The sequence below is a fragment of the Salinirubrum litoreum genome (assembly GCF_020567425.1).
GTDB classification, from domain to species: Archaea; Halobacteriota; Halobacteria; order Halobacteriales; family Haloferacaceae; genus Salinirubrum; species Salinirubrum litoreum.
The window spans coordinates 1,310,458-1,331,418 of sequence record NZ_JAJCVJ010000001.1 but is presented as its reverse complement, the minus strand read 5'-3'; the positions used below and the strand labels follow the sequence as shown (position 1 = coordinate 1,331,418).

The window sequence follows — 20,961 nt, the reverse complement described above, 5'->3', positions numbered from 1 at the left end:
GCCGAGTCGCGGTCTCGTGTCGTCGACCCGACCCGTGACGATCAATCGTCGCTCGCGTCGTCCGCGTCGTCTGCGTCGAAGTTCTCGATCTTGTCGGAGGGGCGCAGTGGCCCGTCTTTGCTCACGTCGTACCCCCGCGCCCGGTTCTCGGCGTCGATCCGGCGTTTCGCGTAGAGGTAGTACACCGGACCGACCAGCGGGAGTCCGACGCCGGCACCGAACCAGAGGTGTCGGCTCATCCCCCAGTTCAGTCCCTGACTCCGGAGGTGTCGGATGTCCGCGAAGATCATCCCGCCGACGAAGATGTGAACGACCGCGATCACGACCAGTCCGAGAAACGGCCCGAACAGGTAGGTGGCGGCCAGTAAGATCGGGATGCCGGTCAGCCAGATCAACAGCACGACCGGGCGGTACAGCGAGTTGACCGGCGGCTCGCGTTCTCTGAGCTTCTCCACCTGCTCGCCGCGCCGGTACTCGTCGCCTGCCATACTCCCAGTCAGCGCGGGGGGAGTGAAAAGCCGTTCGCCGTGGCAGTATGTTGCACAGAGTCCCTTACCGCGCCACCACCGCCACGACGACGCCGGCGAGGAAGCCGACCCCGTGCCCGACGACGTTCGTCAGCCAGCCACCAGCAGTGAGCGTCGCCGGAAACAACCCGAGCACGAGCGACAGCAGGACCGAAACCAGCAGCAGCACCGTGCCGACCTCGACCGCCAGTCGCACTCGCGCAGTCCGGTCGGTCGGCAGGCCCGCCCGGCGCGCCTCCCCGTAGAGGCCCAGTGTCGAGACGCCGGCCCCGAGGACGAACAGCCCGGTGCTGGCGACCGAGGGAACGCCGGTGTAGGTGACGAGCACCGCCCCGAGTAGCGTGAGCACGATCAGGTAGCCGGCGTACAGCGTCGTCCCGCGCGTGTGTCGCCGGCGGATCAGTGCAAGTGTCGCCACGAGCAGGAACCCGGCGAACCCCGCGACGACACCCGAGAACCCCCGCGTCGTCAGCGGGAGGCCGGGGTACCGCAGACTGAAGGCGGCGTAGCTGGCGAGGTTGACGACGACCGGGAGCCCCAGCAGACAGACGACCGCGGTGCGGTGGAACCAGTCGCGTTCGTCCAACTGGAGACAGACGATGTAGCTGACCAGCCCGGCAGAGCAGAAACCCACGACGTTGCCGACGAGGTGGGCGTCGTTGACGTGGAGGTACGCGCCCGTCAGGAGTGTGATCGGGGCGAACGTCCGGGCGTCGAACGAGAGCGTCGCCTGCACTGCGGGCGGCAGGAGGAGGTGAGCACCGAGCAGGAGCGTGACGACGCCGGTCAACAGCGACAGATCGCCCGCGACCTGTTGCCGACTCATTGCCATCCGGTGTATCGGAGCACCGCGTCGACATAAGCCCGACGACGGGTGCGACGGTGAGAGACGAGCCGCGAGTGCCGAACGCCGGTCTGGCAGGGACTCACACCCCAACCGGGGCTGAATCCACAGGTATTTATGTGGGACGGGAGGTTGTGCAAGTGAGGATTCCAATGGCAACCGGAACTGTGGACTTCTTCAACGACACTGGCGGCTACGGCTTTATCGAAACTGAGGACTCCGACGAGGACGTGTTCTTCCACATGGAGGACGTCGGCGGCCCTGACCTCGAAGAGGGGCAGGAAGTCGAGTTCGAGATCGAGCAGGCGGACAAGGGTCCGCGTGCGAAGAACCTGACGCGGCTGTAACTCGGTTCTTCACCACCTTCTTCCCTTATTTCACCGCTCACCAGCGACGGCGCTCGCGGTCGATCCGATCGCCGAACGCGGTCGTCGGCCGAGTGACGTCACCGTCTCGTGTGATTCACCCCAGCGCCTTCACCGTCACCTCGTGGTCGCCGTCGACGAGCGACAGCGTCACCGACTCGACCACGCGCTCCCGGACCGCCTCGCGCCACTGCTCGACACGCTCGACGTGTCGCTCCCGGTGTCGGTCGGCCGAGTACTCGGTGTCGGGGTCGGCCCGAAGCGCCTGCTCTGTGTCGTCCGGCGTCGGAAACGGCGGGCGGTCTCGAACCAGCGCCGCCGGATCGACGTGGATCGGTCGCGGCCCGTCGCCGTAGTCGCCTTCGCCGCCGGCGCGGTGGAGTCGAGCACGCATCCGCGGCGCGAACGGTGGCGTGATCCGGAGGACGGCCCCTGCGTCTCGACGGCTGTTCGCCTCCAGTGCCGTCACCACGTCCGCTGTCGTGACCGCGACGGAGCGGATCACGCGCGGGTCGTCGCTGGCGACGCCGGGTGCCTCAGATTCGTCGGTCACGCGACCGTCCTCCGACTCCTGACCTGGGACACCTCTCCGACTCGGCCGTCACCGGTTCCCACACCGATCCGAGGTCGTCGATACACACCCCGTGGTACGGCCGAGCGTGGCAAAAGCGTTCACGTCACGCTCCGGATTGATACGGTTCGGCGTCGTACGCTCGACTATGACCTCCCACACCGACGAGTCGGCCGACCCCGTCCACAGCCCCTCGGCCGACGCCGGTCCGCAGACACCGCCGACAGACGAACTCGATGCGGGCGGCGGGCGGGGCCCGAATCGACGAGCCCGCGCCGTGGCCGTCGCGGCCGGCCTGACCGTCGCCGCACTCGTTCTCGGTAACCTCGTCGCCCTCGTGGTTCTGGTACCGTTGCTCCTCCTGGGTGGCGGCATCTCGCCGCTTTTGCTCGTCGGCATTTCGGTGTTCGGCGTGCAGGTCGTCGGCTTCGTCGGCGTGAGCCTGGTGTACGCGCGACGAACCGGCAGGCGTGCGGTCGTCGTCCGGCGACCGACTGGCCGGGACGCGCTGTGGGTCGGCGGCGGTGTGGTCGCGGCGCTCCTCGTGGCGGCCGCCGCGGGTGTCGTGATGACCGAACTGGGGCTGGAACCGACGAGCGGCATCTCCGACCTCGGCGAACTCGACGCGCGGGTCTTCCTCGTACTGATCCCGCTGTCGGTGTTGGTCATCGCGCCGACCGAGGAACTGCTGTTCCGAGGTGTGATCCAGGGTCGACTCCGGGAGTCGTTCGGCCCGGTGGCGGCCGTCGTGGGCGCGAGTCTGTTCTTCGGGTCGATCCACTTCCTGAACTTCGGCGGCCCGCTGGCAGCCAGACTCGCGCCCACGCTGGCGATCACGCTGGTCTCGCTGTTGTTCGGCTACGGCTACGAGCGCACCGGGAACCTGCTCGTCCCGGTCGTCATGCACGGCGGGTACAATGCCGCCCTGCTCGCGGTGACGTATCTCTCGGTCGTCGGCGTCTGAGTCGGCGACGAGTATATGTTGTCGGCCTGTCTACGGGTGGGTGGAGTTGCGATCAATGGCGAAAGGAACGGTTGCGTTCTTCAACGACACTGGCGGCTACGGCTTCATCGAGACAGAGGATGCGGACGACGACGTGTTCTTCCACATGGAAGACGTCGGGGGTCCCGACCTCGAAGAGGGCCAAGAGGTAGAGTTCGAGATCGAGCAGGCGGACAAGGGACCGCGCGCGAAGAACCTGACCCGACTGTAAGGTCGGCTCGGTTCCACGATTATCGGGCAGGGCGACTGATTCGACAGTAGCGACTGTCTGAGCGGTAGTCTTATATCGTCCAACGTGGAATGCCAGCACGCCGCACGCGAAGCGCGGTCTGTCATCCTACCACGCCCCGCAGGGGCAGTGGGCGGCCCCTGCGGTGCTGTTCTACGCCGACCAGCCTGCGGTCTCTCGGTCGTAGTCGCCGACGCCTCGGGCTCGGGTCACGGATCACGCCGGTCGCCGTCGACCGCGTCCGCGAGCGCGCTGGCACCGGCGTCGAGGACGCGCCGGCCAGTCGGCGACAGCGAGTAGCCGTTCGTCCGGCGGTCGATGTCGCCCTTCACGACGAGGTCGTCGGCGACGAGTCGGTCGAGGTTCTGGTAGACGCGGCTCCGGTTCACGGCCGCGTCGTAGCTCGCTCCGAGAAACTCGATGAGTCGCACGCCGGTCGGCGGGTGGCCGGGTCGCTCGTCCAGCGTGGCGATGGCTTCGAGGCAGTCGCGCTGGAACCCCGAGAGGTCGCGCCACCGTGTCCGGGCCGTGTCGTCGTCCGGCGGGTCGGCCTGTGTCTCGGGGTCGGCGCGGGCGCTGTCGCCTCGGCGGGTCTGCCGGTGCAGTCGCCGACTGAGTCCGGGTGTCATCGTTCGTCTCCCGTAGTCGAGGTCGGTGGTCGAGAGCGGTTCTGGTGTCGGTCGCGTCCGGGACAGCCGTCGCTGTGGATGGTCTCGGTGTGCATGGTCGGTCGGGGTGGAGTGTGTGGTCCGACTCCACCTTCGGCTACTTCGTCGGTGCATAAAAGGCCGAGCCGTCACCGAACGGTGAAACTAAAAGTGGCTCTCGATCCGGAACTTACCGGACGTTCCGGTCGTCGGGTGCTGTACTCGGTAGCTCGGTGTCGGCTCGGACGGTGGAAGTGACGCGGTGCCCTCTTTCGACGAACTCGTCGTCGCGGACCGGCAGTCGAGATGTCGCGTCGAATAGCTCCTCCGATTCCGGCGACCCACACACCCCGAAGCCGCACTTAACCAGCTACGACCCTTGCATCCCATCGCGATGGCCGAGTCCAACTACGCACTCCAGGCGCACCTGCACGCGAAACCCGAGAAGGCCGACGAGGTCGCCGAGTTCCTCGAATCGGCACTCCCGAAGGCCGAAGCCGAGGAGGACACCACCACGTGGTTCGCACTCCGACTCGACGAGACCACCTTCGGCATCTTCGACACCTTCGCCGACGAGGACGGTCGGCAGGCGCACCTCGACGGCGAGATCGCAGAGGAACTGCTGAGCCGTGCCGACGAACTGTTCGCAGAACCGCCGCAGATCGACGAGATCGAGGTGCTGGCCGCGAAACACTCCGAGTAATTCCGAGTGAAAATTCGCCGACGAGCACGCGGTCACCGCACCGTCAGCGTGCGACCATCCCGCCGTCGACCGCCAGCGGGTAGCCGGTGACGAACGAGGCGTCGTCCGAGCAGAGGAACACGACCGCGGACGCGATCTCCTCGGGATCGGCGAACCGGCCGACCGGTTCGGTGGCCTCGAACGCCTTTCGCGCCTCCGGATCGTCGCCGACGAACCGCTGGACCATCGGCGTGTCGACGACACCGGGGTTCACCGAGTTGACGCGGATGTTCTCGGTCGCGTGTTCCAGCGCGGCGGTGCGCGTCAGGCCGACCACACCGTGCTTGCTGGCGACGTAGGGTGCGATGTTCTCGTACCCTACGAGGCCCGCGACAGACGAGGTGTTGACGATGGCCCCGCCACCCTGGGTCTGCATCTGCGGGATGACGTGTTTCAGCCCGAAGAAGACGCCCTTCAGGTTGATGTCGATCACCCGGTTCCAGTTGTCTTCGGTCTGTGCGATCAGGGGTGCCTGGTCGCCTTCGATCCCGGCGTTGTTGTGGAAGCAGTCGATGGACCCGAAGTCGTCTACCACGTCCGCGACCAGTTTGGTCCAGTCGGCTTCACTGCTCACGTCGGCCTTGTAGAAGGCCGCCTCGCCGCCCATGTCCCGAATCGACTGGACCGTCTGGACGCCACCGTCTTCCGCGACGTCGACGACCGCGACCGACGCACCTTCCTCGGCGAACCGCATCGCGGTCGCCCGGCCGATCCCCGATGCACCACCCGTCACGAGCGCAACCTTGCCACTGATTCCGTTCATTGGTATCTCCCGAGATTCCCGGCCGAATCGTGTGATTCGCCGGAACTCTCCGAGAGAACTACGCGCTTCGAGAGATTAACCGTATCCCAACGTCTCAGCCCGTAGACTCGTCTCGACTCACTCGCGGAGCGTGAAGCCGACGCGCTCTGCGAACTCCCGGACCTCGGCCCGCGTCGGCGTCGCGGTCTGGACACCCTCGCGTTCGGTCGAACAGGCCGAGGCCGCGACCGCAGTGCGACACGCCGCCCGCAGGTCCCGCCCGCAGGCGAGTTCCCCCGCGAGGTAGCCCGCGAACACGTCGCCCGCGCCGGTGGTGTCCACCGGGTCGACCGGCGGCGGCGTGACGGCGAACGTCTCTCCCACAGACCGATCTTCGACCAGCACGTCCTTCGCCCCGCGCGTCCGGACGACGACACCCGCGAAGTCCGCGAGCAGATCCGACTCGGGTGCGCCCGGTGCCGTCGACTCACCGGAGAGCCACGCGTACTCCGACTCGTTCGGCGTGAGCAGATCGACCGCCGGATGACCGACCAGTCGCCCTGCGCCGTCCGCCGGGGCTGGGTCGAGAAGCACGGTCGGGGTGGTATCGGCGGCGGTAGCGGTGGCGTCGGCGGCATCGGCGGCGGTAGCAGTGGCGTCGGCGGCATCGGCGGCGGTAGCGGTGGCGGCGGCACCGACGTCGGCCGGCGCGTCCGCGATCAGATCGAGAACCGCCGCGCCGGTCGCGACCGGCAACTCGTTCTGGAGGAGCAGACAGTCGGCAGACAGGATCGACTCGGCGTGGGTCGCCACGTAGTCGGCGTCGACCCGGCCGTTCGCGCCGGCCCGGATGGCGATGTAGTTCTCGCCCGCCTCGTCGACGAAGACGTGCGCGCTCCCGGTCGGGCAGTCCGCGACGCCGACGCCGGACACGTCCACGCCGTAGTCGGCGAGTGTCTCGCGGACGCTCCACTCGTCGTCGTCGGTGCCGACCTTCCCGAGGAAGACGCTCTCCGCCGCCGGGTTGTCACCCCCACGCTCCTCGGCAGGCCGAGCGAGTGCGGCCGCGACCGACTGGTTCGCACCCTTCCCGCCGACGTGGGTCTCGGAGACGTACTGTTCGATCTCGCCGGGTATCGACTCGACGCGAACCGTCTCGCCGGGCGCGGGAAACCAGTCGTAGGTCGCCGACAGCGACTCGACCGTCTCGGCGTCGCAGTAGGCGACGTGATCGACGTTGACGCTCCCGACGCTGACGACCCGTGACACGTCCGGGGCGACGACAGCGAGCAGGGTGACTCTTTCGTTCGCGCCGAGCGAGACGGTGCGGACGACGCTGGCGAGGAAGCCCGCAACGACTTTGCCGCCGGTCGCGCGATGGGTGGTATGGACGCCGAGCGCCGACGAGTGATCGTCGACACCGACACCGCTGGCGACGACACACAGGCCATCCTGCTGAGCCTACTCTCCGACCGGGCGACGGTCGAGGGACTGACGATGGTCGCCGGCAACGTCGAGTTCGAGTACGAGGTCGAGAACGCGAAGTACACCCTCCAGTTGGCCGGCCGCGAGGACGTGCCGGTGTACGAGGGGGCCGAGGAACCACTGCTGAAGGAGCACGAGTACGCCGACTACGTCCACGGCGAGGGCGGTCTCGGCGGCGACCGCTTTCCGGACACGGGCATCGACTCGGCCGACGACCACGCCGTGGACTTCATCCTCGATACGGTTCGGGAGTCGCCGGGCGAGGTCAGCCTGCTGTGTATCGGCCCGCTGACCAACATCGCGCTGGCGCTCAAGCGGGAACCGAACCTCGACGAGTTGGTCGACGAGGTGTGGATCATGGGCGGCGCGGTCAACTGTCTCGGCAACGTCATCCCCTCTGCGGAGTACAACTTCTGGGTCGACCCCGACGCCGCGAAACTCGTCGTCCGCGACCTTGACTGTCACCTCGTGGACTGGGGACTGACGGTCGACGCCTCCACCTTCGGGCCGGCGGAGTACGACCGCATCGCGGACGCCGACACGCCATACGCGACCTTCTTCCGAGAGATCACCGAACCGGTCCGGGAGTTCACCAAGGCGGAACAGGGACTCGACGGCGTGACCCAACCGGACTCGCTCGCGGCCGCCCTGCTGTTCTACCCGGAACTGCGCGGCGAGTCGGGGACCTACTACGCCGACGTGGACGAACGCGAGGGCGTGACGCGGGGCCACAGCGCGGTCGACGAGACCGGGATGTTGGACGAGGAGGCACGGACGACCGTCTGGCACTCGGCGGACGCCGAGGCGTTCACGGACGTCATGGTCTCGATGCTGCGCGAGGGCGACCCGGACGCGGCAGTGGAGTGATCGCCGGATCGACTCAGCGCCAGTCGTAGCGTGCGACCGCGCGATCACCGCGCTTCGAGACGCCGTGGGGATTCCGGGCCGAGGAGCGGTCGCGTGCTCGTGCGACCAGGCCGTCGGAGCCGCCGGTGGCGATACCGACGACGACGTCCCGGCCGTTGCCGAACCACGAGGAGGGCACCGCGTCGCCGCGAGCCACGTCTCTGGCGGTCGCCACCGCGTCGCTCCCGGCGTGTGAGAGCGTCCGGAGCGCGACCGTCGGCCGGAGTCCGTAGTTCTTCACCAGTCGGTAGGTCAGCGCGCGGTACTTCCAGCCCCAGTCGCGCCGAGTGACGCCGCCGTCGGCCTCGTACTCACACCGGACGCTCATCTTCGACTGCCAGTCGACCGCGTAGTCCGCCCCGGCGAGTCGGTGGGCGGCGTCGCGCGCACCGCCGGTCTCCAGGTACTCGTCGAAGCCGTCGATCGTCTCCAGTGCGTCCCGGCGGACCGCGACGTTCGAGCCGTTGAAGTAGGTGACGTGGCGGCCCGCGATGTCGCGGTGTTCGGCCTCCTCGGTCGTCATGCCGGCCCGGAGCGTCCGGTGGGTCGGGCCGGTCACGGCATCGGCGTCTGCGAGTCCCGTCTCCACCGACTCGCGCCAGGTCTCCTCGATGGCGAGGTCGTGACCGAGGAAGGCGACCACGTCGCCGCTGGCCGTCTCGATGCCGGCGTTGCGGGCGACGTTCAGCGTCCGATCGGAGATCTCGATCAGCGCGTCCACGTCGTCGCGGGCTCTGACCATCCCGGTCGTCCCGTCTGCGGAGGGACCGTTGACCACGATCACCTCGGCGTCGGGTGCGTACTCGGCCAGCGAGTCGAGACTCGTGGCGAGCTGGTCCCGACCGTTGAGTGTCGGGACGACGACCGAGAGCTGCATACCCGAAGATACAGAGTCCGATACTTAAAACACCACCTCTCGGTGGGTGTTCGTGGGGGAATCACGGCTAAAATTCGACGCCGGCGGCGGGGGCCGACCGGTCGCGGCTACAGCGACTTACAGTAGGCTCGCGCCGTCGAGTTCGGTCCGGGCGTAGTCGACCTCCAGTAAGTCGAGAATCGTCGGGGCGATGTCGTAGAGGTCGGCGTCGTCGATGTGGGCATCGGGGTCGTCCACGAACAGGGTCGCGTTGTCGAAGCTGTGCATCCCGTTTCGCGGGCCCTGTCCGAACACGTCCTCGTGGCCCTTGAAGCCGGCTTTCAGGTCGAAGCCGTGCGCCGGGATGACGACCAGGTCCGGCGCGATGTCGTCGTGGTCGCCACGGAACGCCTCCTCCTTCTCGACGACGCGCTCACACACCTTCCGGCCGTCCGGCCCTTCGAGGGCTTCGAGTTCGGCCTTCAGTTCGTCGCGCTTCGCCTCGTACTCCGACTGGGGGACGCTCCCGCGCGGTTCTCTGTCTTCGAGGTTGATGTAGAAGCGACCCGGGATCAGCGAGTAGGCCTCGGTGTCGTCGGCGATGTCGTCGAGTCCCTCGTGGTCGTCGTCCGCGTAGGAGAGCCAGCCGTTCTCCTCGAGCCACGTGTTGAAGTGGACCTCGTAGTCCAGCGACGTGAACCCGTGGTCGGAGGCGACGACCATCGTCACGTCCTCGGGGAGCATGTCCCGAATCTCGCCGAGGTAGCGGTCGACCTTCTGGTAGAACTCGACGAAGGCGGGCTTGTCGTCGGTCTCCTGTTCGTAGTCTTTGAACAGGAAGTGGTTGACGCGGTCGGTGGTCATGAACACGCCGAAGAAGAGGTCCCAGTCGTCCTCCTCGATGACGTGCTGGAAGGCCTCGTACCGCTTGTCGAGTGTCTCGTGGGCGTCGGCCATGAACTCCGACTTGTCGTCTCTGTGCCCGAGTTTCGCGTTCACGTCGATCCGGTAGTCGATGGACTCCAGGTAGTCGCGGAAGTCGTCGGGGTAGGCGGCCTTGTCGACGCCCGGCGAGAGGAAGCCCGAGACCATCCGCTGGACGTTGCGCTGGGGCGGGAAGGTGACGGGGACGTTCATCACGGTCGCGTCCATCCCCGCGTCCATCACGCGATCCCAGAGGCGAGTCGCCTGCACGTCACGGCCCATCGGGACGTAGGTGTCGTACGAACCGACCTCCCGGTCCTGAAAGCCGTAGACGCCCGTCTCGCCGGGGTTGACGCCGGTCGTCAGCGCCGGCCAGCAGGCCGACGACTCCGGGGGGACGATGCTGTCGATGGCCCCGGCGCTCCCCTCCTCCGCCATCCGGGCGAAGTTGGGGAACTCGTCGGGATGCTGAGAGAGGAGGCTGAAGGGAACCCCGTCGATACCGATGAAGGCGACACGCGGGTTGTCTTGCCCGCGTAGCCGGTCGAACAGACCCATAGCACTCACTACCGGGGAGAGGGTTAAGAAGGTTCTTTTCGTGACGACCGTCGGCGGCCGCCGGGACCGCTCAATCCGTCACCGAGACGCCGCCGAAGGCGACGAACCCCCCGACCACCAGGTCGACCGCCTCGTGGTCGCGCTCGGTCCGCAGTCGTTCGTCCTCGGCCGCGCCGAGCACCGGCACCACGTCGAGTCGGACGTTCCAGTCGCGCGGGACCGCGAGTTCGACGCCGCCGAACACCGCCCGCACGTCGATGCGGGCCGGCGGGTCGACGACCTCGGCGTCGCGCAGATCGAGGTCGATTCCCCCGAAGACGACCGTCGTGTCCGCACCTCGGAACGTCTGGGAGGTCGCCCGTGCGACCCGCCCCCCGAGAACCGCGAGGAGGTCCAGCCAGTCGTCGTCGGTGCCCACGGCGCGGGTCCCGAGTCGCCCGAGCACGAGCGAGAGGCCGAACAGGATCAGTAGGACCGGCCAGTAGGCGACCGCCTCGCCCCAGGTGAGGAGGTCGAGCGCGACCGCCTGCCAGACCCCGCCGAGGACGATCAGGAGGAGCGAGCCACCGAGGTTCCCGCGCCAGTCGGTCACGAGCGAGACGAGTCCGACGAGGATCAGGAGCGAGGGGACGTACACCAGCAGTCGGCCGGTGTCGTAGACGCCGGTCGTACTCGCCAGCAGCAGGACGCCGACGAGGACGACGACCGCACCGAACAGGACGCGTGGGGAGAGACGAGTGTATGCCATACCGGAGTGTACGCGGGACGAGACGATAAGCCGGCCAGCCGAGACTCACCGGGTGAGAATCGATCTACTGCGTCGTGAGCGGTCGCCGAGACGACCGACTCAGAGGAACTCGACCAGCGTGACGAGCGTCTCCGCGCCCGCAAGCCAGAGGACGAGTCGGCCGACACTACCGAAGAAGGTCGCCAGCGCGAACTTGTAGTAGTCCTCCTCCAGCACGGCGAAGGCGTAGATGGACAGCGTGTCCGGGAACCCCGGCACACACAGCGCCAGCGCCAGTCCGAGGTAGCCCCACTTCTGGGCGATCTTCACCGTCTGCTTCTCGGACCACTCGATGATGTCGAACCGGGACCGCCGGAGCCAGCCGATGATCAGCCCGGAGTCTTTCGCCTCCTGCCCGATGTGGAACGCGAAGACGCTCCCGGCGGCCTTCCCGAGACCGCTGGTGAGGATGATCGCCGACATCTTCGCCCAGTAGGGCAGCCCCAGATCGAGCGGCGCGAGCAGGACGACCTCGCTCACGCCGGGGAGCGCGAAGGCGATCAGAAACGAGTAGACGAAGATGATGACGAGACCGAACCACCCGGTCGCGGTCTCGACGAGTCGTTCGAGCCAGCCGAACGGGCCGCCGGTGCTCAACGGCAACGAGAGCGACAACTCCGACATCGTACCGAGGAGGGCGGGGGCCGACGCCGCGAGTTCGGGGACACCGGGGAGTGGCACGACTGTCGCTCGCAGTCGCTCGGATGTAAGCTTTCAGGTTTCGGGTCGGTCGAAGGATTCCCGGGCGACCGACGCGGTCGCGGCCCCACCTCGTCTGGTCACGTCACGGCTCGGGCCGCGTCACGGCGTCCTCACCGGAGCGCGTCGACGTCGGCGACGAACGCCGAGAGCTGTTCGCGGGTCACGTGGGGCATACAGACGACGCGCAACTCGCCCGTGGCGGTCCGGGAGATGCGCCAGCCACGCTCCCGGAGCGCCGAGAACAGCGACTCGGGCACGTCGACCGCGACCAGCGGGAGCGTCGGCTCGACCACCTCGAAGCCACGGTCTGCCAGTTGGTCGGCCAGCCACGCGGCGTCGGACATCGACACCTCGAACTGGGTCCGGTAGCCGCCGGGCCACAGTTCCCGCATCGCGGCCTCGGCGCTCGCCACGCCCGCCCCCGAGCGCGTTCCGGTCAGGGTCGCCTGCGAGGTCGATTCGAGGTACGGCGTGTCGACCGCCAGCGCGTCCACGACTCGCTTCTCGCGGGCGAGGAGTCCACCGGCGGGGACGGCCGCCTGGCCGAGTTTGTGAGGGTCGATCGCCATCGTGTCGACGGGCGCGTCGGCGAAGTCCCACGCGTAGTCGGTGAAGGGGAGCGCGAACCCACCCCACGCCGCGTCGACGTGCATGAGTGCGTCGTGGTCGTGCGCGACGTCGGCGAGGTCGGGGATCGGATCGACGCGCCCGTACTCGGTACTGCCGGCGACACCGGCCACGAGGACCGTGTCCTCGTCGGTGTGCTCGGCGATGGCGTCGAGGTTCGCGCGGTAGTCGTCGCCCACCGGGGCGATCCGGAGTTCGACGCCCAGTACCTCGGCGGCCTTCTGGAAACTGAAGTGGATGGACTCCGGGGCGACGACGTTCGGGTCGTCCCGTCTGGCGAGGTTCCGGGCGGCCCTGACCGCCTGGATGTTCGACTCGGTGCCCCCGCTGGCGATGTAGCCGTGCGGCGCGTCGAGTCGGGTGATCTCACCCAGCGTCTCGACGGCGCGGCGTTCGAGGTCCGCGATCTGCTGGTAGGTCGCGGGGTCGCCGGGGTTCGTGGCGAGAAAGCGTTCGGCCGCCTCGCGCGCCACGGGATGTGGTTCGGTACACATCGACGAGAGGACGCGCGTGAACTCCTGCGGGGCGGCACGCTGCATACGTCCGGCGTAGATGTCCGGGTCGTATATCGGTTCCGTTCTATGACGGGTTGATAGCGTGTGACGTGGACTCTGCGAACTGTGACTGTGGTTGTGGGTGGAACGATGTCGGCACTGCGAACCGCGACCGTGACTACAACGACGCCGGGACCGCGAACCTCAACCGCGACCCGCACTGCGACCGCGACTGCAACGACACCACGAACCGCAACCCGCACCGCGACTGCACCAGCACTGCTACTCGATCCGGGACAAACGGAATATTCGACCGCGACAGCAACCGCGACCGCCGCGATTGCTAGCGCACGGGACCGCACAGCACGGCCACCGCGACAGCACCGCACCTCGGTCCTCCCCAGCCTCGGCGGGCGCACGAGAGCGCCCGCCTCCCTCGCGCGCGTCGGGGTCGCGCACGCCGGACTCTGAACCGAATCGCACGCAACTCTCTATTTGTAAGCACTCTCGAACGTTTTTATACCACCGACAGACGGCCGGCTCGTCACCCGCTCCGGCCGATTCTGGAACCCGCACTGGACGCGAGCTGGTGGCGACCGGAACCGAATCGTGTCTGAGCGACAGCGAAGACCGATTCGCAGTCCGAGTCGCCAGCAGTCGGGGTGGGTTGGGGACTACTGCGACCGGCGGTTTCAGACTCGCAGACGACTCACCGGGTGACGACCAGTGACGACATGATGAGTCGCACAGTCGGGTGGGACTGAAAGGGGCCGCGCTCTCGATCCGGCCCCGACGCACCAAGCACTGGACTGAAGGCTGGCGGGCTTGCCCGCCAGCCTGAGGGAAGCGCGCAGGAAGTCGCGGCCGGTCGAGAGCGCGGGGGCTTTCACCTCTCGTCGCCCGCGACCGATTCATCCGAACTATCTGCGACCGATTCACCCGGACTATTTCCAGCCGATCCACCCGAGTTCACCACAGTATATCCACCAGAATCGTATCGAACGTATTCATCCCAGTATCGCACCGTTTACTACGACACACCGACCACCACGACGTATGATCGGCTTCATCGGCGGAAGCGGCATCTACGAGGCCCTGCCACTGAACGACACCCGCGAGGAGGACGTGACCACGCCCTACGGCGACCCGAGCGCCCCGGTCACGGTCGGGGAGTTCGCCGACACCGGCACCGAGGTCGCCTTTCTCCCGCGCCACGGCGAGAACCACGAGTACAACCCGACCAACGCGCCGTACCGCGCGAACATCTACGCGCTGAAGCAACTCGGCGTCGAGCGCATCCTGTCGTCGAACGCCGTCGGGAGCCTCCGCGAGGACCTGCCGCCGCGCACGCTCCTCGTCCCGGATCAGGCCTTCGACCGGACGCGCAGTCGCCCGTACACCTTCTTCGACGAGGGGATGGTCGTCCACATGGGCTTCGCCGAACCCTACTGTCCGCACATGGCCGAGCACCTGGTCGAGTCGGCCGACGAGGCGACCGAAGATGGCGCAGTGGACGGCGGCACCTACGTCTGTATCGAGGGCCCGCAGTTCTCCACCCGCGCCGAGAGCGAGTTCTTCCGGGCGCAGGGCTGGGACGTGATCGGGATGACCACGATCCCGGAGGCGAAACTCGCCCGCGAGGCCGAGATCTGCTACGCGACCATCACGGGCGTCACCGACTGGGACGTCTGGAAGACCGACGCCGAGGTCAGTCTCGGTGAAGTCCTGGACAACGCCGCCGCCAACGAGACCGCGATCAAGCAGGTCGTCGAGCAGGCGATCCGGACTCTCCCCGAAGACCGCGACTGCGACTGTGGCTCTGCGCTCGCCGGGACGATCAACACCCCCAGCGAGGCCATCCCCGAGGAGACGAAGTCGCGTGTCGATCTGCTCGCGGGCGAGTACCTCGACTGAGTCGACGCGGGACGACGTACTCTTTTCTGTCGGGACCGACGCGTCCAGAGAGTCCAGCACGACCCCGGAACTGGTCGATTACGGCCATCGCGCGCTCGAACGTGACACGTCTGTAACTCGATCCGGCGGAGTTGCGTGCAGTCTGTGACGGCCGTGACATGAACCCGCCCAAACTCTAAATACCGGGCCCCTGAATCGGTTAACGAATGGAGGGAGACGTCGCAGCGTTCAGCACGGAGTTAGAGAACCTCAAGCAGAGCGGTGTGAGTCTCCTCGTCCTCAGCGATCCGGGGTCGTCGCCGGTGATCTGTGACCACCTACTCGGCGACGACAGCGAGGTCAGGCGACGACTGTTCGTCTCGGCCGGACGCGGCGACACGCCGGGCGAGCGTCCGGTTCCCGACCCGAGTCGACTCGGCGTCGTGGAGGCTACCGGCGATCCGACACGCTCGTCGAGCGAACCGGTCGCGCGTCCGACGCCGAACGAGAGGGTGCTCGACGCGACCGCCGACCTCCCGATTCCGGACCGAGCAGGACCGATCGGCCCGCGGGAGTCGGCGGTGTGGTACAGTCGACTCGCTACACTCGACGACCTGCCGGGGGTGGCTCGACACGTGCACCGACACCTCCGGCGGTTCGAGGCGTACGACCCCGATCCGAGCGAGATCAGAGTCTGCTTCGACTCGCTCGACCCCTTCGTAGACACCGTCGACCAGCGGGACCTGTTCCGCTTTCTCCACGTCCTCACGAACCGACTGCGCGCCGCCGAGGCGATGGCGCACTTCCACCTCTCGGGGGCCGCCGACGCGGTGACGATCAGGACCGTCCGTCCGCTGTTCGACGCGACCGTCGAGGTCCGAACGACGGTAGACGGGCCACAACAGCGCTGGACGCTCCGCGACGCCGGCCTCCAGACCGACTGGCTCCCGTTGGATCACGACTGACTCGCGTCGGATCACGATCGACACACGCCGCACTGACCGCCGACCACTGCCGAAAAGAGCGACCGGCTCAGTCGTCGTCGGTCTCCGCGACCACCGCCGACTCGCCGGTCTCTGCCGGTGTCGTCTCTTCCTCACCGGCACTCGCTTCGTCACCGTCGGCCGCTTCCTCGTCGGACCAGTCGACGGCCGGGTTCCTGATCCACAGGTCGCCGAACAGGTCGTCCTGCTGGAGCAGCACGTGCCCCCGGTGTGAGAGAAACAGCAGGGCGAGAAACGTCGCCACGACGGTCCCGCCGACGTCCCGGACTTCGGCGAACAGTACCTCGTTGCGCCCCTGATCGTACTGCTCGCGCAGACTGCGCTGGACGTGTGAGATCGTCTCCTCGATGTCCTCTTTGTGCGTCGTCCCGGTCACGTCGCCCTCGGTCGGTTCCTCGTCGCGCCGCAGGTCGTCCGCGCTGTGGTAGTCGAGCGTCTGTGTCCCGCGCGAGAACCCCTTCGGCGACTCGCTGGTGTCGTACTCACGGCGCTCCTTCCACCACGACCCGCGTTCGGCCTCCCGCAACTCCCGGACGAGTTCGTCCAGCGTCTCCGGGTTGCCGCGTGCCGACTTCCGTTCCAGCCGGCGGTCCATCTCGTCTTCGAGTGCGTCGACGGGGTCGAAGCCCGGATCACCGTCCGCCCCGCCGGGTCCACCCGCACCGCCGTCTCCGCCCGGCCCGCCCTGCATCGCCAGTTCCCACGGTTCGGCCTCGGGTTCCTCCGCTTCGTCGTCGTCCGACAGCAGGGCGTCACTCTTCATCCGGAGGAGCACGCTGGCGTAGAAGAGCGCCCGGCCGGAGGTCCGGAGGTCGGTCGCGTCCAGTCGGTCGAGGAAGGCGTCGGTGACGGCGACGATGTCGATGTCCCACGGTTCGATCTCACCCTCCTCGGCGAGCGTGACGAGCAGTTCGACCGGTTCGACCTCCTCGTCCCCCTCGCCGTCACCGGCCTCGACGCCGACCGCCGCGTCCGGGTCGACGCCGGCGGCCGCCAGCGTCTCGGGTGGTTCGGTCATCGCGCCGCCTCCCCGACGACCGAGTCGCCGGGCGTCCACAGGCGCTCCCCGGGGACCGGGTCGTCAGTCATCCGCCGGCACCTCCTCGCCGTCGGCCTCGGCCAACTGGATGCCGGTCACGGCGCTGACGTTGTTCTCCTGCATCGTCACGCCGATGACGCGCTCCGACCGTTCGAGCAGGGCCGACCGGTGGGAGACGACGACGAACTGCGCCTCGCCCGCCAGGTCGTCCACCATCTCGCCGACGCGCTCGGCGTTCGCGGCGTCGAGGAAGGCGTCCACCTCGTCCAGTGCGTAGAACGGCGCGGGGTTGTGTCGCTGGATGGCGAAGATGAAGGCGAGTGCGGTCAGCGACTTCTCGCCGCCGGACATCGCGTTCAGCCGCTGGATCGGCTTGTCGCCCGGTTGCGCCTTCATCGTCAGGCCGCCATCGAAGGGGTCTTCGGGGTCTTCGAGGTGGAGTTCGCCGGTACCGTCCGATAGACGCTCGAAGATGTCGCGGAACTGCTCGTCGATGCTCTCGAAGGCCGCCATGAACGTCGCCTTCTTCTGGGCCTCGTAGGAGTCGATCCGGTCTCTGATCCCGTCCCGTTCCTCGACGAGGGTGTCGCGGCCCTCCTGGAGGTCGTCCAGATCGCTCTGCACCTCGTCGTACTCCTCGATGGCGAGCATGTTGACCGGTTCCAACTGCTCCATCTCGCCGTCGAGTCGCTCGACGGTCGCCTCCACCTCGTCGTGGCTCGGAATCTCCTCGGGGTCGTAGTCGCCGACCTGCGACTCCAACTCGTCGATCTCCCACTCCAGTCGATCCCGCCGGTCGGTCAGCGTCGAGAGCGTCGACTCGACGGTCGAGACCGTCTCCTTCGCGTCGTCGCGTTTCTCCTTCGCCTCCCGGAGTGTCCCCTGCAGATCGCGCCGGTCGTCTTTCAGTTCGGTGAGTTCTTCTTCTAACTCCTCGACCGCCTCGCGCTTCTCGGCGAGCAGGTCCTCCTGTTCGTCGATCTCGGCCTCTAACTCGGCGATCGTCTCCTCCTGTTCGGCCTTCCGGTTCTGGGCGGACTCGACGGTGTCGTGGAGGTCGTCGACGGCCTCCTCGGTGTACTGCTTCTCCAACTGGAGTTCGTTGAGTCGGCCGTCCAGATCGTCCATCCGCTCCTCGTGCTCGGCGATGGCCGACTCGATCTCCTCTTTTCGGCTCGTCAGTTCCGGGACGCGCGAGTCGGCCAGTTCCGCCTCGAGGTCGTCGATCTCGGCGTCGACCTCGGCGACCGCCTCCTGTTTCTCGGCGATCGTCTCCTCGACCGTCTGCATCTCCTCGTCCACCTCGGCGCGTTCCTCGCGGAGGTCTTCGAGGCGTTCTTCGAGACCGTCGATCTCGCTCTCGGCGTCGGCGAGGTCGTCCTCGGTCGCGTCGATCCGCCCTTCGATCTTCGAGACCTGCTGGCCCGCCGAACTCTTGCGGTCGCGGGCGTCGTCCAACTTGGACTCCACCTCGCGGATCTCCTCGTTCAGCGACCGGCGCTCGTCTTCGAGGTCGCCGATCTCGGCGGCGAGTCGTTCGAGTTTCCCGCCGCCGGACTTCGAGAACGAGTAGCGCGATCCGCCGCCGGACCCGCCGGTCATCGCGCCGGACTTCTCGACGAGGTCGCCGTCCAGCGTCACCATCCGGTAGTCGCCCATCAGCGACCGGGCGGTGTCCATGTCCTCCACGACCAGCGTGGACCCGAGGACGTACGAGAAGATGCCCTCGTACTGCGACTCGTACTCCACGAGGTTCCGGGCGAAGTCCACGACGCCCGGTCGGTTCGGGAGTCGCGGCAGCCCGCGGTCGTCCATCTCGGTGATCGGGAGGAAGGTCGCCCGCCCCGCGTTCCGGCGCTTCAGGTAGTCGATGCAGTCCGACCCGACCTGGTCGTCGTCCACGACGACGTTCGCCAGTCGCCCGCCGGCGGCCGTCTCACAGGCGGTCGCGTACTCGGCCGGCACACTGCCGAGTTCGCCGACCGCACCGTGGACGCCCGACATCCCGGCGTTCTTGATCGTCGAGACCGCTCGCGGCCACGAACTCCCGCCGTCGTCGGTCTTCGCCTCCAGGTCGGCGTACTCCGACTGTTTGGCGTTGATGTCGGCCTTCACGTCGTCGAGTTCGTCCTGCAGTTCGCGCTTCTCCTGTTTCAGATCCGCGAGCGCCTCGTCGGCCTTCGACTCGTTCTTGCGTGCCTTGTCGAGTTCGCTGTGCAGATCGGAGAGGTCGGCCTTCAGATCGGGGATGCGACCGTGCGCCTCCTCGAGGTCGGCCTGCGCCTGTTCGACTTCTTCGGAGCGTCTGCGGGCCTCGTCCAACAGGCGGTCCTTCTCGCGCTGCGCGTCGTTTCGCTCGGTCTTCAACTCCTCCAGCCGGTCTTTCGCGTCCGCGAGGTCGGCTTTCAGTTCGTCGAACTCGGTGTCGACGCTCTCGATCTCCTGTTGGACCTCCGCGAGGTCGCCGCGCTTCGACGCGATGTCGCTCTTCACGGAGGCTTTCTCGACTTTGATCTCGCGGAGTTCGTCGTCGTACTCGTCGATCTGCTCCTGCTTCCGGTCGATCTTCATGAACGCCTCGCGGCGCTCGGACTCGGCGTCCTCGATGCGCCCCTCGGCGGTCTCGATGGCGTCTTCCAGCCGGCTGATCTCGCCTTTGACCTCCTCGATCTCGCTTTTGATGCGAAGCTGTTCGTCCTCGCCCTTGCGCTCGATCTCTCTGTTGAGGTCGTCCAACTCGGCTTCGAGTCGGGTGACGCGCCCCTGTCGCTCGTCCAGTTCCGACCGCTTCTCGGCGAGTTCGTCTTCCTTCGCGTCGATCTGGCCGGTGACGCGGTTGAGCGACGAGCGCTTGTCCTCCAGTTCGGCGGCCTTCAGGTAGCCCTCGTACTCCTCTTTCTCCTCGCGGAGCGACTGGTACTCCAGTGCCGTCTCGCGTTCGTCCGCCAGTTGGTCGAGTCGGTCCTGTTTCTCCTCGATGCGGAGGTCCGCCTCGCCGATGCGTTCCTTGACGGTCTCCAGTTCCTCGAAGGCGTCTTCCTTCTTCGCGTCGAACTCCGCCACGCCCGCGATCTCGTCGATGATGCCCCGGCGCTGGTACGGGGTCATGTTGATGATCTCGGTCACGTCGCCCTGCATGACGACGTTGTACCCCTCGGGCGCGACGCCGGCCTGCGCGAGCAGGTCCTGGATGTCGGAGAGGTTCGTCGAGCGCCCGTTGAGGTAGTAGTAGGAGTAGTAGTTGTCCTCGGTCTCCTTCACCCGGCGCTTGATGCTGATCTCGTCGACGCTGCCGACGTTCTCGCTGCCGGCCGCCGAGACCACCTGCGACCGGTCGAGTCGCCCGTCCTCGTTGTCCAAGATCACCTCGACGCTCGCCTCGCGCGCGCCGCCGCCGGACGCCGACTCGTCGGCGTGCCCGGGGTTGTAGATGAGGTCGGTCAGCTTCTCGGCGCGGATGCCGCGCGTCCGGGCGAGTCCGAGCGCGAACAGCACCCCGTCGATGATGTTCGACTTGCCCGACCCGTTCGGGCCGGTGACGACGGTGAAGTCCTCGTAGAACGGAATCTCGGTCTTTCTGCCGAAGCTCTTGAAGTCGTCGAGGACGAGCTTTTTGATGTGCATGGGTTGCTCGTGGCGGACGCCGAGTCCCCTTACGCGACGATGATGTCGCTGCTCTCGGACTCGGCCTCGTCCTCTGCGTCTTCCGCCGCCTCGGTGGTATCACTTTCGGCCGCCGTCTCCGACTCGCCGTCTGGCTCGGCCTCCGCAGACTGCTCGCGTTCGGTGCGGACGACCTCGGTGTTCGCGTCCGTCGTGCGGGACACGCGTGCCGGTTCCTCGTCGGCCTCCAACTGACGGAGGCGTTCTTTCGTCTCGACGAGTTCCTCGGTCAGGCCGTCGACGGTGGCCTGCAGTTCCGCGACGCGGGATTCGAGTTCCTCGACCCTGTTGCCGGTCATGCATCTACGGCGTGGCGCGTGCTCCATAAACCTGCGTCAGACGGACGTGTGACA

At 67.3% G+C, this 20,961-nt stretch carries 21 protein-coding genes; 7 read left to right on the top strand and 14 right to left on the bottom strand.

The window, feature by feature from the left end:
- Window positions 1-41: 41 nt before the first annotated feature.
- Together LI337_RS06675 and LI337_RS06670 are read right to left on the bottom strand one after the other, a co-directional pair.
- On the bottom strand, window positions 42-488 hold the full coding sequence (locus LI337_RS06675; protein WP_227229028.1) for a hypothetical protein: 447 nt from the start codon (window positions 486-488) through the stop codon (window positions 42-44).
- 64 nt (window positions 489-552) lie between these two features.
- Window positions 553-1,359 carry a hypothetical protein gene (locus LI337_RS06670; RefSeq protein ID WP_227229027.1) on the bottom strand — a complete coding sequence of 269 codons (807 nt, stop codon included), beginning with the start codon at window positions 1,357-1,359 and terminating at the stop codon, window positions 553-555.
- Window positions 1,360-1,523: 164 nt separating this feature from the next.
- On the opposite strand from LI337_RS06670, the gene LI337_RS06665 reads away from it, so the two are divergent.
- Complete coding sequence (locus LI337_RS06665; RefSeq protein WP_227229026.1) at window positions 1,524-1,718, top strand: cold-shock protein; 195 nt, start codon at window positions 1,524-1,526, stop codon at window positions 1,716-1,718.
- 115 nt (window positions 1,719-1,833) lie between these two features.
- Here the strand turns inward: LI337_RS06665 and LI337_RS06660 are convergent, their stop codons facing one another.
- The gene (locus tag LI337_RS06660) at window positions 1,834-2,289 is read right to left on the bottom strand and encodes a DUF8009 family protein (protein WP_227229025.1); all 456 of its coding nucleotides are present in this window, start codon (window positions 2,287-2,289) and stop codon (window positions 1,834-1,836) included.
- Window positions 2,290-2,455: 166 nt separating this feature from the next.
- On the opposite strand from LI337_RS06660, the gene LI337_RS06655 reads away from it, so the two are divergent.
- Together LI337_RS06655 and LI337_RS06650 are read left to right on the top strand one after the other, a co-directional pair.
- Window positions 2,456-3,271 (top strand): CPBP family intramembrane glutamic endopeptidase, encoded by an 816-nt coding sequence (locus LI337_RS06655; RefSeq protein WP_227229024.1) that lies wholly within the window; start codon window positions 2,456-2,458, stop codon window positions 3,269-3,271.
- Between the two features lie 55 nt (window positions 3,272-3,326).
- Window positions 3,327-3,521: a cold-shock protein gene (locus LI337_RS06650; protein ID WP_227228498.1), complete on the top strand. Its 195-nt coding sequence runs from the start codon at window positions 3,327-3,329 to the stop codon at window positions 3,519-3,521.
- A gap of 227 nt (window positions 3,522-3,748) precedes the next feature.
- Here LI337_RS06650 and LI337_RS06645 read toward each other — a convergent pair whose 3' ends face one another.
- Complete coding sequence (locus tag LI337_RS06645) at window positions 3,749-4,168, bottom strand: helix-turn-helix transcriptional regulator (RefSeq protein WP_227229023.1); 420 nt, start codon at window positions 4,166-4,168, stop codon at window positions 3,749-3,751.
- Window positions 4,169-4,580: 412 nt separating this feature from the next.
- Here LI337_RS06645 and LI337_RS06640 point away from each other — a divergent pair, with 412 nt between their 5' ends.
- Window positions 4,581-4,889: a putative quinol monooxygenase gene (locus LI337_RS06640; protein WP_227229022.1), complete on the top strand. Its 309-nt coding sequence runs from the start codon at window positions 4,581-4,583 to the stop codon at window positions 4,887-4,889.
- A 43-nt stretch (window positions 4,890-4,932) separates the two neighbouring features.
- On the opposite strand, the gene LI337_RS06635 is transcribed toward LI337_RS06640, so the two are convergent.
- On the bottom strand, window positions 4,933-5,691 hold the full coding sequence (locus tag LI337_RS06635; RefSeq protein ID WP_227229021.1) for a glucose 1-dehydrogenase: 759 nt from the start codon (window positions 5,689-5,691) through the stop codon (window positions 4,933-4,935).
- A 117-nt stretch (window positions 5,692-5,808) separates the two neighbouring features.
- A complete protein-coding gene (locus LI337_RS06630; protein WP_227229020.1) occupies window positions 5,809-6,939 on the bottom strand; it encodes a ribokinase in 1,131 nt (376 codons plus the stop codon).
- Between the two features lie 117 nt (window positions 6,940-7,056).
- Between LI337_RS06630 and LI337_RS06625 the strand changes: the two genes are divergently transcribed.
- Window positions 7,057-8,022 (top strand): nucleoside hydrolase, encoded by a 966-nt coding sequence (locus LI337_RS06625; protein ID WP_227229019.1) that lies wholly within the window; start codon window positions 7,057-7,059, stop codon window positions 8,020-8,022.
- A 13-nt stretch (window positions 8,023-8,035) separates the two neighbouring features.
- Here the strand turns inward: LI337_RS06625 and LI337_RS06620 are convergent, their stop codons facing one another.
- The 5 genes from LI337_RS06620 to mfnA form a co-directional block, all read right to left on the bottom strand.
- Complete coding sequence (locus tag LI337_RS06620; RefSeq protein WP_227229018.1) at window positions 8,036-8,938, bottom strand: glycosyltransferase family 2 protein; 903 nt, start codon at window positions 8,936-8,938, stop codon at window positions 8,036-8,038.
- Between the two features lie 117 nt (window positions 8,939-9,055).
- A complete protein-coding gene (locus tag LI337_RS06615; RefSeq protein WP_227229017.1) occupies window positions 9,056-10,399 on the bottom strand; it encodes an alkaline phosphatase family protein in 1,344 nt (447 codons plus the stop codon).
- A 70-nt stretch (window positions 10,400-10,469) separates the two neighbouring features.
- Complete coding sequence (locus LI337_RS06610) at window positions 10,470-11,147, bottom strand: LiaF transmembrane domain-containing protein (RefSeq protein ID WP_227229016.1); 678 nt, start codon at window positions 11,145-11,147, stop codon at window positions 10,470-10,472.
- 99 nt (window positions 11,148-11,246) lie between these two features.
- Window positions 11,247-11,810, bottom strand: a complete 564-nt coding sequence (locus LI337_RS06605) for a YqaA family protein (protein ID WP_227229431.1) — start codon at window positions 11,808-11,810, stop codon at window positions 11,247-11,249.
- A 188-nt stretch (window positions 11,811-11,998) separates the two neighbouring features.
- The gene (gene mfnA / locus LI337_RS06600) at window positions 11,999-13,054 is read right to left on the bottom strand and encodes a tyrosine decarboxylase MfnA (protein ID WP_227229015.1); all 1,056 of its coding nucleotides are present in this window, start codon (window positions 13,052-13,054) and stop codon (window positions 11,999-12,001) included.
- A gap of 1,011 nt (window positions 13,055-14,065) precedes the next feature.
- Between mfnA and mtnP the strand changes: the two genes are divergently transcribed.
- Complete coding sequence (gene mtnP, locus LI337_RS06595) at window positions 14,066-14,923, top strand: S-methyl-5'-thioadenosine phosphorylase (RefSeq protein ID WP_227229014.1); 858 nt, start codon at window positions 14,066-14,068, stop codon at window positions 14,921-14,923.
- 206 nt (window positions 14,924-15,129) lie between these two features.
- Window positions 15,130-15,867 (top strand): DUF7504 family protein, encoded by a 738-nt coding sequence (locus LI337_RS06590; RefSeq protein ID WP_227229013.1) that lies wholly within the window; start codon window positions 15,130-15,132, stop codon window positions 15,865-15,867.
- 67 nt (window positions 15,868-15,934) lie between these two features.
- On the opposite strand, the gene LI337_RS06585 is transcribed toward LI337_RS06590, so the two are convergent.
- From LI337_RS06585 to LI337_RS06575, 3 genes are all read right to left on the bottom strand, one after another.
- On the bottom strand, window positions 15,935-16,924 hold the full coding sequence (locus tag LI337_RS06585) for a segregation/condensation protein A (protein ID WP_227229012.1): 990 nt from the start codon (window positions 16,922-16,924) through the stop codon (window positions 15,935-15,937).
- A 63-nt stretch (window positions 16,925-16,987) separates the two neighbouring features.
- Window positions 16,988-20,569 carry a chromosome segregation protein SMC gene (gene smc / locus LI337_RS06580; protein ID WP_227229011.1) on the bottom strand — a complete coding sequence of 1,194 codons (3,582 nt, stop codon included), beginning with the start codon at window positions 20,567-20,569 and terminating at the stop codon, window positions 16,988-16,990.
- 29 nt (window positions 20,570-20,598) lie between these two features.
- Window positions 20,599-20,907, bottom strand: coding sequence for a DUF7518 family protein (locus LI337_RS06575; protein ID WP_227229010.1), 309 nt, complete (start codon window positions 20,905-20,907; stop codon window positions 20,599-20,601).
- Between the last annotated feature and the right edge of the window lie 54 nt (window positions 20,908-20,961).

Excerpts from the sequence above, each read along its gene's own strand:
- LI337_RS06675 (WP_227229028.1), bottom strand. The coding sequence starts at position 488 with ATGGCAGGCGACGAGTACCGGCGCGGCGAGCAGGTGGAGAAGCTCAGA.
- LI337_RS06670 (WP_227229027.1), bottom strand. The coding sequence starts at position 1,359 with ATGGCAATGAGTCGGCAACAGGTCGCGGGCGATCTGTCGCTGTTGACC.
- LI337_RS06665 (WP_227229026.1), top strand. The coding sequence starts at position 1,524 with ATGGCAACCGGAACTGTGGACTTCTTCAACGACACTGGCGGCTACGGC.
- LI337_RS06655 (WP_227229024.1), top strand. The coding sequence starts at position 2,456 with ATGACCTCCCACACCGACGAGTCGGCCGACCCCGTCCACAGCCCCTCG.
- LI337_RS06650 (WP_227228498.1), top strand. The coding sequence starts at position 3,327 with ATGGCGAAAGGAACGGTTGCGTTCTTCAACGACACTGGCGGCTACGGC.
- LI337_RS06645 (WP_227229023.1), bottom strand. The coding sequence starts at position 4,168 with ATGACACCCGGACTCAGTCGGCGACTGCACCGGCAGACCCGCCGAGGC.
- LI337_RS06640 (WP_227229022.1), top strand. The coding sequence starts at position 4,581 with ATGGCCGAGTCCAACTACGCACTCCAGGCGCACCTGCACGCGAAACCC.
- LI337_RS06635 (WP_227229021.1), bottom strand. The coding sequence starts at position 5,691 with ATGAACGGAATCAGTGGCAAGGTTGCGCTCGTGACGGGTGGTGCATCG.
- LI337_RS06625 (WP_227229019.1), top strand. The coding sequence starts at position 7,057 with ATGGACGCCGAGCGCCGACGAGTGATCGTCGACACCGACACCGCTGGC.
- LI337_RS06620 (WP_227229018.1), bottom strand. The coding sequence starts at position 8,938 with ATGCAGCTCTCGGTCGTCGTCCCGACACTCAACGGTCGGGACCAGCTC.
- LI337_RS06615 (WP_227229017.1), bottom strand. The coding sequence starts at position 10,399 with ATGGGTCTGTTCGACCGGCTACGCGGGCAAGACAACCCGCGTGTCGCC.
- LI337_RS06610 (WP_227229016.1), bottom strand. The coding sequence starts at position 11,147 with ATGGCATACACTCGTCTCTCCCCACGCGTCCTGTTCGGTGCGGTCGTC.
- LI337_RS06605 (WP_227229431.1), bottom strand. The coding sequence starts at position 11,810 with ATGTCGGAGTTGTCGCTCTCGTTGCCGTTGAGCACCGGCGGCCCGTTC.
- mfnA (WP_227229015.1), bottom strand. The coding sequence starts at position 13,054 with ATGCAGCGTGCCGCCCCGCAGGAGTTCACGCGCGTCCTCTCGTCGATG.
- mtnP (WP_227229014.1), top strand. The coding sequence starts at position 14,066 with ATGATCGGCTTCATCGGCGGAAGCGGCATCTACGAGGCCCTGCCACTG.
- LI337_RS06590 (WP_227229013.1), top strand. The coding sequence starts at position 15,130 with ATGGAGGGAGACGTCGCAGCGTTCAGCACGGAGTTAGAGAACCTCAAG.
- LI337_RS06585 (WP_227229012.1), bottom strand. The coding sequence starts at position 16,924 with ATGACCGAACCACCCGAGACGCTGGCGGCCGCCGGCGTCGACCCGGAC.
- smc (WP_227229011.1), bottom strand. The coding sequence starts at position 20,569 with ATGCACATCAAAAAGCTCGTCCTCGACGACTTCAAGAGCTTCGGCAGA.
- LI337_RS06575 (WP_227229010.1), bottom strand. The coding sequence starts at position 20,907 with ATGACCGGCAACAGGGTCGAGGAACTCGAATCCCGCGTCGCGGAACTG.